This is a genomic window from Dyadobacter fermentans DSM 18053 (genome assembly GCF_000023125.1).
In the GTDB taxonomy this organism is placed as follows: domain Bacteria; phylum Bacteroidota; class Bacteroidia; order Cytophagales; family Spirosomataceae; genus Dyadobacter; species Dyadobacter fermentans.
Genome location: NC_013037.1, coordinates 6444712 through 6456656, shown reverse-complemented (window position 1 = coordinate 6456656; position 11945 = coordinate 6444712). Strand labels below are relative to the sequence as shown.

The following is an 11945-nucleotide window of genomic DNA, read 5'->3' as shown; positions in this document are numbered from 1 at the left end:
TTTAAACAACCATTCCCATGAGCTCTGTCAAGCAAATCAAAACCTGGTTCCTGATCCACAAATGGACGAGCCTGATCTGCACGGCCTTCCTGCTGATGCTTTGCATCACCGGCCTGCCGCTGATCTTCCATGAAGAAATCGAAGAACTCGAAGGCAAGCCGCATCTGGCCAAACAGGTGCCGGCCGGCACGCCGCTGGCCGGGCTCGACAAGCGGGCGGAAACCGCACAGGCCAAATATCCGCAAAAGGTGATCCGGTACATTTATTGGGACGAACACGAGCCGAATACCACCGCATTCAGCCTTTCGGACTCGATTGACGCTCCGCCGGATAACTTCACGACGGTGATTGTGGACGACCATACGGCGGAACTGCTCGACGAGCCTAATTACCAGGAAGGCTTCATGTACATCATGCTCCAATTGCACGTGGATATGTTCATGGGCATCGGCGGCAAGCTGTTTCTGGGGCTCATGGGATTGCTGTTTGTGGCGGCCATCGTATCAGGCATTATGCTTTACGGGCCGATTATGAAGCGTTTCGACTTTGGCATGATCCGCTCGCAACGGTCCACACGCCTGAAATGGCTCGACCTGCATAACCTGCTGGGCGTGGTGACGATCGTTTGGGGAACGGTGGTAGGGCTAACCGGCGTGATCAACACGGCGTCGGAAATCGTGCTGGGGCTTTGGCAAATGGGGCAGCTTTCGGAAATGACGGCGCCCTACAAAAATGCCGGGCCGCTCTCCGGCAAGCTCAGCTCGCTCGACCAGGCCATGGCCACCGCCCGTAACAAAGCGCCCGAAATGGAGCCTTCGATCATCGCCTACCCGGGCACGCCATTCACCAGCAAACACCATTACGGCGTGTTTATGAAAGGCAACACACCACTCACGAAGCGCATTATCAAGCCGGCGCTGATCGACGCCAAAAACGGCACGCTCACGGATATGCGCGATATGCCGTGGTATGTCAACACGCTCTTCGTTTCGCAGCCATTGCATTTCGGCGACTACGGCGGGCTTCCGCTGAAAATCATCTGGGCGCTATTCGACATCGCGACGATCGTGATCCTCGGCAGCGGGCTTTACTTATGGTTTGCCCGAAACAAAGCCACCAAGGCACATATCAACCGACTGAGCAAGAACGACACGGAGATCCTGACCGTCATCGCCCAGAAAGAAAATGCCTGACCGGAACGATCATTCAAAAAACATTCAGACAATGAAAAGTAACTTTTGGAAAGTGTGGGGCATGCCCATTGTCATCGGCATCCTCTCCGGCATAGGACTCATTTCCGCCCTCACCGGCGACGACATCTGGGACGCAATTTCCTGGCTCACGCTCGGGTTTCCGGTGGTGGTTGGGTTTTGGTTTTTGAGGAAAGGCTGGGCTTAGCTTTTTTAATGCCACGAAGGCACGAATATACACGAAGGCATTCGTGCGTATTCGTGCCTTCGTGGCATCAAAATTAAACCCCGGGAAAGCATCCACCCAGCCCTGGCAGTCAATAATTAAAGAAGTCTTTTGAGGCGCAAATCTGATGATTTAATGATAGTTTGCGGCATTGAATAAAGAACTCAAATCACTTTAATAGTTGCCGCATGGAAAGAAAAGTCGAGATCCGGGTCAGGCATTGGGTGTTTGTGGACGAGGTCAAATTCTTTGGACCGGGACGTTACGAACTGCTCGAACGCATAGCCGAAACCGGTTCCATCGCGCAGGCCGCCAAGGAGATGGGACTGTCGTACAAAAAAGCCTGGGCGATGGTGGACGCGCTGAACACCCTCGGTAAAGGGCCCTATGTAATCACGCAGAAAGGCGGTACCAGGGGCGGCGGTACGGTGCTCACGGAAACAGCGAAGAACGTCATGCAAGCCTACAAGCGCCTGAACGATAAACTGCTCGCCGCATTGGCCGAAGAACCGGATCTTTTGTCATTGATCTGACAAACCCCATCAAATTTTTCCCCAAGATTACGAGGGACTCATTATATTTGCGATATATCCACACGTACATATCGCTTTCTAATGAGAAAACTTCTCCTTCCGCTGCTCTCCCTGCTTGTATTTCCCACCCTGGCCCAGGAGCCGTCGTCTTTGACCGACCGAACTTTCCAGCTTGGCGAAGTGCGGGTCTCCGGAATCAGCCATCGCGACAGCCTTTCGTCGCGCCTCACCTACCGCACGATCGAACAATTCAGCCGCAACGATCTTTCCAATGCACTGAACATTCTACCCGGCGTGACGATGGCGAACGTCGGCCCACGCAACGAGTCGGTGGTGTATGTACGCGGGTTCGACCTGCGCCAGGTGCCGGTTTACATCGACGGCGTGCCCGTGTACGTGCCGTACGACGGCTATGTGGACAAGGGCCGCTTCACGACCTTCGACCTGGCCGAAGTGAATGTTTCCAAAGGCTTTGCTTCGATATTGTACGGCGCCAACACAATGGGCGGCGCGATCAACCTCGTGTCGCGAAAGCCGGTAAATAAGTTCGAGATCAATGGTCGCGCCGGTGTTTTCAGTGGAGGCGGCTACCGCTGGAATGTGAACGCCGGCTCGCGTTTAGGCAAATTCTTCTACCAGGTCGGCGCTTCGCAATTAAAACAGGATACTTACCCGCTTTCGGCCGATTTCAAACCCCGCAAATTCCAGCAAACCGACGACCGGGAAAATGCCTACCGCGACGATCTGAAATTCAGTGTCAAAGCCGGGTTCACGCCCAATGCAACGGACGAATATGTGATCGGCTACATCAACCAGCACGGCGAAAAAGGTACGCCGCCGTACGTGGGCGACGACTCCAAAATCACCACGCGCTTCTGGAAATGGCCGAAATGGAACAAGCAGAGTCTTTATTTTATCTCAAATACGGCGGTGGGCGCGAAAAGCAAAGTCAAAACGCGGCTGTACTACGACACCTTCGTGAATTCGCTGTTCAGCTTCGACGATACGACCTACACCGCGCAAACGAAGGGATACGCGTTTCAGAGCTTTTATGATGATTACACATTGGGCGGAAATGCAGAATTCGAGTCGCGGGCGTGGGAAAACAATGTGTTCAAATTCAATGTTCAGTACAAGCGCGACATCCACCGGGAAAACGACAAAGGCGAACCCGTCCAATCCTACATCGACAACACGATCTCCATCGGCATCGAAAACACCTACCAGATCATCCCGTCGCTCGCTGTGGTGCCGGGCGTCAGTTTCAATGCCCGGAATGCAAGCCAGGCGCAGGAATACAATGCCACCACCAAGGAGCTGAGCGACTTTTCCGATAGTAAAAACAATGCCGTCAATGCACAAATCGGCCTTTTCTGGGACATTACCGCCAGCCACTCGCTGCGCGGGAGCGTTGCCCGTAAGACCCGGTTTGCTACGATCAAGGACCGCTACTCCTACCGCATGGGCCAGGCCATCCCCAATCCCGACCTGCACGCCGAAGTAGCCCTGAACTTCGACCTGAGCTATTCGGGCAAAATAGCGGATAAACTTGCATTACAGGCCAGCATTTTCCAAAGCAATATCGACGACATTATCCAGCAGGTGGACAATGTACAACCGAACCGCTTTCAGCTACAAAACGCCGGAAAAGCGCGTTTCTACGGCGCGGAAGCTGGTTTTGAATATCAGATCACCACCGGCCTGAAACTCGGCTCGAACTATTCTTTTATCAAACGGAAAAACAAAACCAACCCGTCGATCCCATTCACGAACGTGCCGGAGCACAAGGTTTTCGCCTACGCCGACTTTTCGTTCCTGAAAGTAGCTAATCTGCTCGCGAGCCTGGAAAACAATAGCAGTCGTTACAGCACGAGTTATGGCACAAAAGCAGGAGCATACACGCTCCTGGATGCCAAGGTGTCGGTAAAATTGTACAAATTCATTTCTACCGAAGCCGGTATCAACAATATTCTGGATAAGAATTATACTTTGATCGAAGGTTTTCCCGAAGCGGGAAGGAATTTCTTTATCAACCTGGTTTTCAATTATTTTTAAATCAATGTCGGGAAGTCGCAAGGCATTAACGCGGTACAAGGCCAGGGGTTTCGGGTGGATCGTTACCATCCTGAGCGCCACTTTCTGCGTCTTCACCGGGATGATATCGGTCACGCGCCAAACGCCGGTGCCTTACGAACTGAAATACCCCGCAAACTTCGGGTCGCGGTTCACCATCCCAGCCGACAATCCGACCACGCAGGAAGGCGTGCACCTCGGCAGGATGCTGTTTTATGAGAAAAAGCTTTCAGCTAACAACCAATTATCCTGCGAAAGCTGTCACGAGCAAAAACTCGCATTCACCGACGGCCGGCCTGTGAGCCAGGGCGTCGACGGCAGTTTCACCCCGCGTAGTTCGATGTCGCTCGCGAACCTGCTTTGGGTGCGAAACTTCTTCTGGGACGGGCGCTCGCAGGGTTTGGAAGAACAGGCTGCATTCCCCCTCACCGACCCGCACGAAATGGGCCAGTCGCTGGCGGTTTCGGCCAAAAAACTGCGCAAAATGCCCCGCTACACCGCTCTTTTTACCAGCGCGTTTGGCGCATCCGGTATTACCGAGCAAAATATCCTGAAAGCCCTCGCACAGTTTGAACGCACCTTGATTTCCGCCGACGCACCCTACGACCGCTACCTGGCGGGCCAATACCAGCCCACCGCCGCCGAACTGCGCGGAATGCAGCTTTTTGAAAACAGCCCCGACCCCAAACGCGGCATTCGCGGCGCCAACTGCGGCCATTGCCACGGCGGCCCGAAGACCTTCAAAGAGCTCTTTCACAACAATGGCCTCGACAGCGCATTCACCGATTTGGGTCGTGAAAAAATCACCGGCCAAGCCATGGATAAAGGCCGGTTCCGCGTGCCGACGCTGCGCAACATCCTGCTCACCGCGCCCTACATGCACGACGGCCGCTTCAAAACCATCGAAGCCGTGCTCGATCATTACAGCGACCACATTCAACAAAGCGAAACGCTGAGCAGTTTTTTACAGGACATTTCCAATGAAGTAAATGGCAAAAACCTGAGCCTCAAACCGCAGGAAAAGCAGGATATCATCGCTTTCCTCGGTATGCTCACCGACTCGACATTCATTACCAATCCCGCATTTTCAAACCCGCATTCCATTTCAAAAGCCCGATAACATGCAAGCAGTCAAGACATTCAAAAACAAAATCCTCTTGTGTGCAATGCTCGTGTGCGCACTCGTAACGCAGATACACGCACAAACCGCCGCCACGCTCACCGTTTCCGGCGAAGTAGCCACGCCGCTTGAACTGAAAGTACAAGACCTGGCCGCAATGAAGCAGTTCAGCCAGAAAGTAAAAGACCGCGACGGCAAAGAGCACGAGTTTAAAGGCGTCGCGCTGATTGAAATACTGGAAAAAGCGGGTGTGACCACCGGTGCGAAACTGCGGGGTGAAAATCTGGCCAAATATGCATTAATCACCGCTGCGGATGGCTACGAAGTGCTCTATGCATTGGCTGAAATCGATCCCGAATTTACGGACCAGGTGATTTTGCTGGCTACCGAAAAAGACGGGCAGCCGTTACCGTCCGGCGAAGGGCCGTTCCGCATCATTACGCCCAAAGACAAAAAGCCAGCCCGCTGGATTCGGGAAGTGAGAAGGATTAAGATTGCATTTGCCAAATAATGAATTCTGGAATGCACATTCCAGAAAATCGGTCAGCGTACCGGTAGTCTTTCTGTTTTGGCATAATTGAAATACTGATACTCACCTAAAACAGACATTTCCGCCGATAATTTATAAGTACCCCACGGATAGGTCGCTTCGGTTTTGACAAGCTGCTTTCTGGATACGCCCTGCCCTTTCCCCGGCCTCTTCAAAAGCTCGATAACCGCCCGGCCACCCATAGCCGGCGGCTGGGGCAAGTTGTAGATATTGAGGATTGTAGGGACAATATCAACATTCGAGGTAGGCAATTCTGTCATTGCACCCTGCTTGAAATCGGGGCCCGTAGCCAGCAATGCGATATTGATTTCATAGGGACTTGCACCACCATGCCCCGCGACACCGCCTGCATAATCGGTACCGGCGTAACCTTTGTCATTTTTGGCATCATTCCAATTGGGCGCCACGAGAATGTCGCCGGAGCGTTTGGGATGGTTGTAATGTATCAGGTCAAAGGAGAGTGTTCCTTTCACACGGCCCTGAGTATTTCCTTTTTTAATCCCCTTTGTGAAAACTGCGCCTGTCCATTCCTGCTGGTGCAATGCAGCTACGATGTTGGAGATGGTCTTTTCGTCGTGATTTTTGACATAAATCGCGCCTTCGGCAACCACTACATCGTCGGATTCCTTGTCCTTCTTGAAACCTTCGCGGATCAGAAAATCGGCTAGCCCCGGCTTTTCCTTGTGGGTCACAAAGCCGTGGTCGGTAGATATGATGATGTTATACGGCTCTCCGGCACCTTTTGCCTGCAATGCGGCCAGGATTCTGCCGAATTGGCCATCCACATATTTAATCGCCTTCACAGCCTGTTCTGACCCGATTCCGTGCTCGTGCGCCGCGCCGTCCGGGTCCGAAAACCAGATGGCATTCACGAGCGGGCCGTCTTTTGCCAAACCGTATTTCAGCAATGCATCAGTGATCCATTTATGGCGTCCGAATTCCTCATCGGCTCCCTGGCTAACCAGACCAATTTCTTCCAAAACCTGCTTTTTGAATGCTTCCGGCAAAATCAGGTCCGGATTTACCACGGCGCCGTTCACGGTGTGATTTTGGAGGAATGCCTGACCGGTCGTTCCGGAACTGAAAACCATCATCTTCTGCCCCGCATCCGCCAGCACTTCGCCGAGCGATTTGGCCGTGAGGATCGGGCCGGAAGTCGCGGCGGGAATCTTGTTCAGATCGGCATAGGCGGTGCCGATCGGCTTATTGGCCGCTACTTCCGGGATGTAAATCGCATTACCGAGCAATCCGTGTGTGCCGGGGTACGAGCCGGTGGCATAAGACGCGGAATTGACACGCGTAACCGTCGGAAAAACGCTGTGATGGTGCTTGCCCCACGCCGCAGTTTTTTGGAAGGCGAACAGGTTGGGCATTTGTGCTTCGGTAATGTAATCCGGTCGCAGACCGTCGAAGAAAACAATCAATGTCCTGGTCTTGAAGCGCGGGTTGCTTTCCTGCGCCTGAGCAAAATTGTTCACAATCAGCAAAATACCCGTCATTATTGTGTAAAAGTAAGCCTTCATCAATAAAAGAAGTTATCGGATTTCTGAAACAGTAACCGTGTGTTTGCTGCGCTGAATGCCATATAGCGCCGTTTTACCCGTAACCGAGCGGTCGATGGCAATGCCCTGCCCTTCGACCGGAGCGGGTAATGTGCTCACATGCTGCAAAGTATAGCCCGATTTCGGAAGTTTTAAAACATACACCTCTGCCCGGTCGTGGCCGGTGCAGTACAGCAGGCCATCCGCTCCCCAGGCGCCTCCGGAGTTGCTTTTGGGCGTAAAGAGGTCGATGAGGTTTTTAGGAAAAACCCACGCCTCCACCTGCCGCCATTCCGGATCGTACTTCACGAGCGACGTCCACCGCACATCCCGCCCCTCGCTCGCCTCCTTGCCCGCATAATGCGCGAAGCCAATGTACCAATACCCATCCTTCTGATCGAGCCAGGTGAGCGAGCCGTGCTGCGCAATGCCAAAACTGTGCGTGTCCACATGCGTAAGCGTTCGCACGTCGAAAATTTCCACCGAACTCGTCATCGGTATTTCCGGATAGTTGGAATTGGCGCAATACAGCTTCCCAAGAATGACCACGCCGCTGTTCAGGTGGACAATTCCCTCCTTCGTTCCATCCCACATCGCCACGAGTTTGCCGTCCGTTTTGGTATGCTTGGTAATGGTGCTGTTATTAATCACATAAAAATGCTGCGCATCGACGGCCACCGCTTGCTTGGCTTCTTTGACGTCGAATGCTTGGGTCAGGGTGAGGGTTTGGGCGAATGACGGCTGAAACGCGGCCAAAATTATTGAGAGCACATAAAATGTCAGGGATCGTGAAAGGAGCATGATGTGATGGAAGTTTTCAAATCTTAAAATAACCAAAGCGCTTAACTTCTACTTTACCGTTATGTTACGGACAATCTTGTACCCCGGACCGCTTACCGATTGGCCCAAAACCGCCAGGGTGCAGTAATACATTCGAAACACAATGAATCAGCATTTATCATGCATTCCCAAACCTGCCCGAATACCTGCTTTGTAAAATGGTTACTGCTTTTTACCGCAATCCTACTATTTCCCGCAACCTCTTCGACGTGCTTCGCCCAGGCGATTGACCTTAAAAATGCAACTTGGATCGTTTCGCCGGGTGTTCCTTCGCCCATGAAAGAAACGGCCCCGGCTGTGCTAACCGAGGAAATCCGGGAGCGAAGCGGTGTTACATTGAAAAATTCGTCGGCGTGGCCGAAAGGAAATGCGCCGGTGATTGCATTGGTGTTATCGAACGACAAAGCGCTGCTGTCGCGAAACCTGCCGACGGCCGTGCAGCCGGGCGGACCGGAGTTCAAGCCGGAAGGTTTCAGGGTGGTGACCGAAAAATCGGGGAATGCCACGATGGTCTGGATCATCGGGGCCGATGCCCGTGGGTTGCTTTTCGGCACCGGATGGCTGCTGCGGCATTTGAAAATGAGTAGTTCCTATATGGGCAAGCCGCTGGTGGAGCTGCCAGGGCCGGTTAATACGGCCACGTCGCCCGCTTACCCCATCCGCGGGCATCAGCTCGGGTACCGGTCTACGGCCAATACCTACGATGCATGGAGCGTGGCGCAGTACGACCAGTACATCCGCGAACTGGCCATTTTCGGCAGCAATGCGGTAGAAGGCATCCCGTTCCACGAAGACGACAAACCGAGCCCGCATTTCAAAATCCCGGCGAGGGAAATGCGGATTAAAATGAGCGAAATATGCCGGAAGTACGACATGGATTATTGGGTATGGACGCCCGCGACGTTCGACCTGAAAGATCGTGAAAAACGTCGGGCAGAAATGGAACTGCACGAACAGTTTTACAAGGAATGCCCGCGCCTCGACCATATCTTCTTTCCCGGCGGCGACCCGGGCGATAATCACCCATCGGAAGTACTGCCCTTCATCCAGGAGCTGCATGCGAAGCTGGTGAAATACCATCCGAATGCCAAAATGTGGATCTCGCTCCAAGGCTTCGACACCGAGCAGATAGACTATTTTTACAAATACCTGGAAACTGAAAAGCCGGCCTGGCTGCAAGGCGTGGTGTCGGGCCCGGGGAGTCCGCCGATGGCCGAAACACGCTACCGGCTGCCGCAACAATACCAGCACCGGCAGTATCCGGACATTACCCATTCCGTGCGTTGTGAATTTCCGGTCGAGCACTTCGATCAGGCGTTTGCGCTTACGCTCGGAAGGGAGTCGGTGAACCCGCGACCATTTGCATTTGCCAAAATCCACGAAAAATACGCGCCGTTCACGGACGGTTTCGTGTCCTATTCCGACGGCAGCCACGACGACGTGAACAAGGTGCTGTGGAGCATGCGCGGCTGGGACCCGCAGGCGGATGTGCATGGGATTATGAAGGAATATGCTGCGTTTTTCTTTGGCCCTACCGTGGAAGCGGCTGCTGCAAGCGCCATTGAAGGATTGGAACAAAACTGGAAAGGTCCGCTGGCTGAAAACGGCGGGGTGGAAATGACCTATATCAATTGGCGGATTCTTGAAAAAACGGAACAGTCGCTCGCGAAGAACTGGCGCTGGCAAATGCTTTTGCTGCGTGCCTATTATGACCAATACACGCGCCTGCGCCTGATCCGCGAACAAGCACTTGAAAAACAAGCCAATACGATCCTCGCAGCGGCAGATCGGAATACAATTGCAAAATCGATGGAAGCGGCGCTCGCGATCGTCAACAATGCCAACCAGGAGCCGATAGAACGGGATATTTACAAGCACATCGTCGAGTTAACCGACGCATTGTACACTTCCATCGGCCTGCAAACCAGTACCGAAAAGCACAAGCCCCGTAACCCCGAGCGCGGCGTGGTGATGGATTTTGTAAATTATCCATTGAATAACCGCTGGTGGCTGGCCGATGAATTTGAGAAGATCAAAAAGATGAACAATCCCGACGAGCAGCTGGCGAGACTGAAAACAATTGCATCCTGGGAAAATCCGGGGCCGGGAAGCTATTACGACGATATTTCAAGCGTAGCAAAAGGGCCGCGTGTGAAAACCATTTCCGAAGATGCCACCGACGTGGCGTGGTGGGACAATGGCATGAGCCGCAAACGCCTCTCTACCCAGCTCTTCCAGCGGGAGCCCGCGCTGGATTACGAAAACCTCGATCCTCGCGCCCGCTACATCCTGCGCGTAGCAGGCGAAGGCGACGCGCTCCTGCGGGTGGACGGGCACCGCCTCTCTCCTATCCTGTACAATAAAGAGCCTGAGACATTTAAGGAATGGATCGTGCCCTTATCGCTCACGCAGGACGGCAAAATTTCGGTCACATTCGACGGTCCGGAAGAATCGCATTTGAACTGGCGCAAGCAATCGAAGATTTCGGACGTGTGGTTATTGAAACGGCCGTAAGAAAAGCTCCGTAGGTGCTTTCTGTTTGTAGCAGGAATGTTTGCAATTCATGGGTCGTCTCCGGCAGGAGACTCCTGCCGGAGTCGGCAAAAAGGTCGGGGAAGGACCATTGCTACAAACAGGAAGCCACGCTGTGGCCTACTCGTGAATGCCCAGGAAGCGATTCCGCACCAGCAGGCAAGCACCGAGCAATCCTGCTTCTTCGCCCAGTTTGGAATGCACCAGCCTGGTATCGTTACTCACCAGGCTCAGGGAATATTTGTTAATGGCGGTTTTAATGGGTAAACCTATGTAATCGCCCGTTGCGAGCAGACTGCCGCCGATGATCACGAGCTCGGGATTGAAGACGTTGATCAGCGACGCGATACCCCGACCAAGATTTTCGCCCAGCTGGGCAATGAGTTCGATCGCGAGCACGTCGTCAGAAATGGCCGCTTCGATAATGTCGTCCATTGTAATGCGGTCGGGGTCCGGGATTCTGGCGGTCACGAGGGAGGATGAACCCTGGCAGATTTTATCGCGGAACATCCGTTCCAGCGCCCAGCCGGCCGCTTCGGTTTCCAGGCAACCTTTTTTGCCACACCGACAAATGTATTCGTTGTTAAAAACCGGCATATGCCCAAACTCGCCCGCATAGCCCGATTTGCCGTAATACAGCTTTCCATCCATCAAAATACCGACTGCAATCCCGTAGTCGAGGTTCAGGAAAAGCACGTCCTTCTCGCTTTCCACGGCGCCGAGGCAGAATTCTCCGTAAGCCATCGCCCGGGAATCGTTTTCGAGAAAAACGGGATAACCAATTTTTTCACTGACGATGCTGCTCAGCGGTCGGTCGTCGAAATGGAAGTAGCTGTAACTGTGCCCGGTCCGGTAATTGACCCGACCGGAAAGGTTGATACCCACGCCTTTGATCCGGCCCTCAGGCAGCGAAAGGCCTGCTATAAAATCGACGATATGGTGGCAAAGTTCGTCCCGCGACTCCACTGTATTGGCCAGTTCAAACGGGATTTGTCCCGAATTGGCCACCAGCGCTTTGTCGAGGTTCATAAGGCCGACTTTCATGTGGTTCTGCTTCACATCCACGCCGATGAAATAGGCCGCATCGGGCGCCACGCCGTAGAGGATCGGCTTTCGTCCACCCGAAGATTCTATTTTTCCGTAATCACTCACGAGGCCTTCGCTCCGCAATGCATTCACCAGCACGGTAACCTTGGGCACACTGATGTTCAGCCGCTTGCCAAGTTCGGGCAACGTCATGCTGCCATGGTTGGCCATATACCCGAGAATGATCTGCGCAGGGTCTTGCGTTTTATAGTTCGTTGCGACACGAAGGGGTCTGCTCATGGAGTATTGAAAAC

At 53.4% G+C, this 11945-nt stretch carries 10 protein-coding genes; 7 read left to right on the top strand and 3 right to left on the bottom strand.

Annotated features, from left to right (window positions below; genetic code table 11):
• Positions 1–17 precede the first annotated feature (17 nt).
• From DFER_RS26650 to DFER_RS26625, 6 genes are all read left to right on the top strand, one after another.
• Positions 18–1193 carry a PepSY-associated TM helix domain-containing protein gene (locus tag DFER_RS26650; protein WP_015814778.1) on the top strand — a complete coding sequence of 392 codons (1176 nt, stop codon included), beginning with the start codon at positions 18–20 and terminating at the stop codon, positions 1191–1193.
• A 31-nt stretch (positions 1194–1224) separates the two neighbouring features.
• Complete coding sequence (locus DFER_RS26645; RefSeq protein ID WP_222837292.1) at positions 1225–1398, top strand: hypothetical protein; 174 nt, start codon at positions 1225–1227, stop codon at positions 1396–1398.
• A gap of 206 nt (positions 1399–1604) precedes the next feature.
• Entirely contained in the window at positions 1605–1949 is a 345-nt protein-coding gene (locus tag DFER_RS26640; protein ID WP_015814776.1) for a winged helix-turn-helix domain-containing protein, read from the top strand.
• 81 nt (positions 1950–2030) lie between these two features.
• A complete protein-coding gene (locus tag DFER_RS26635; protein ID WP_015814775.1) occupies positions 2031–4004 on the top strand; it encodes a TonB-dependent receptor plug domain-containing protein in 1974 nt (657 codons plus the stop codon).
• Between the two features lie 4 nt (positions 4005–4008).
• Entirely contained in the window at positions 4009–5142 is a 1134-nt protein-coding gene (locus tag DFER_RS26630; RefSeq protein ID WP_015814774.1) for a cytochrome-c peroxidase, read from the top strand.
• 1 nt (position 5143) lies between these two features.
• On the top strand, positions 5144–5653 hold the full coding sequence (locus tag DFER_RS26625) for a molybdopterin-dependent oxidoreductase (protein ID WP_015814773.1): 510 nt from the start codon (positions 5144–5146) through the stop codon (positions 5651–5653).
• A gap of 32 nt (positions 5654–5685) precedes the next feature.
• On the opposite strand, the gene DFER_RS26620 is transcribed toward DFER_RS26625, so the two are convergent.
• Both DFER_RS26620 and DFER_RS26615 read right to left on the bottom strand, forming a co-directional pair.
• Entirely contained in the window at positions 5686–7215 is a 1530-nt protein-coding gene (locus DFER_RS26620; protein WP_015814772.1) for an alkaline phosphatase family protein, read from the bottom strand.
• Between the two features lie 12 nt (positions 7216–7227).
• Positions 7228–8034: a hypothetical protein gene (locus tag DFER_RS26615; RefSeq protein WP_015814771.1), complete on the bottom strand. Its 807-nt coding sequence runs from the start codon at positions 8032–8034 to the stop codon at positions 7228–7230.
• Between the two features lie 159 nt (positions 8035–8193).
• Between DFER_RS26615 and DFER_RS26610 the strand changes: the two genes are divergently transcribed.
• Complete coding sequence (locus DFER_RS26610) at positions 8194–10587, top strand: hypothetical protein (RefSeq protein ID WP_041735540.1); 2394 nt, start codon at positions 8194–8196, stop codon at positions 10585–10587.
• Between the two features lie 138 nt (positions 10588–10725).
• On the opposite strand, the gene DFER_RS26605 is transcribed toward DFER_RS26610, so the two are convergent.
• On the bottom strand, positions 10726–11931 hold the full coding sequence (locus tag DFER_RS26605) for an ROK family transcriptional regulator (protein ID WP_015814769.1): 1206 nt from the start codon (positions 11929–11931) through the stop codon (positions 10726–10728).
• Positions 11932–11945 lie beyond the last annotated feature (14 nt).

Excerpts from the sequence above, each read along its gene's own strand:
- DFER_RS26650 (WP_015814778.1), top strand. The coding sequence starts at position 18 with ATGAGCTCTGTCAAGCAAATCAAAACCTGGTTCCTGATCCACAAATGG.
- DFER_RS26645 (WP_222837292.1), top strand. The coding sequence starts at position 1,225 with ATGAAAAGTAACTTTTGGAAAGTGTGGGGCATGCCCATTGTCATCGGC.
- DFER_RS26640 (WP_015814776.1), top strand. The coding sequence starts at position 1,605 with ATGGAAAGAAAAGTCGAGATCCGGGTCAGGCATTGGGTGTTTGTGGAC.
- DFER_RS26635 (WP_015814775.1), top strand. The coding sequence starts at position 2,031 with ATGAGAAAACTTCTCCTTCCGCTGCTCTCCCTGCTTGTATTTCCCACC.
- DFER_RS26630 (WP_015814774.1), top strand. The coding sequence starts at position 4,009 with ATGTCGGGAAGTCGCAAGGCATTAACGCGGTACAAGGCCAGGGGTTTC.
- DFER_RS26625 (WP_015814773.1), top strand. The coding sequence starts at position 5,144 with ATGCAAGCAGTCAAGACATTCAAAAACAAAATCCTCTTGTGTGCAATG.
- DFER_RS26620 (WP_015814772.1), bottom strand. The coding sequence starts at position 7,215 with ATGAAGGCTTACTTTTACACAATAATGACGGGTATTTTGCTGATTGTG.
- DFER_RS26615 (WP_015814771.1), bottom strand. The coding sequence starts at position 8,034 with ATGCTCCTTTCACGATCCCTGACATTTTATGTGCTCTCAATAATTTTG.
- DFER_RS26610 (WP_041735540.1), top strand. The coding sequence starts at position 8,194 with ATGCATTCCCAAACCTGCCCGAATACCTGCTTTGTAAAATGGTTACTG.
- DFER_RS26605 (WP_015814769.1), bottom strand. The coding sequence starts at position 11,931 with ATGAGCAGACCCCTTCGTGTCGCAACGAACTATAAAACGCAAGACCCT.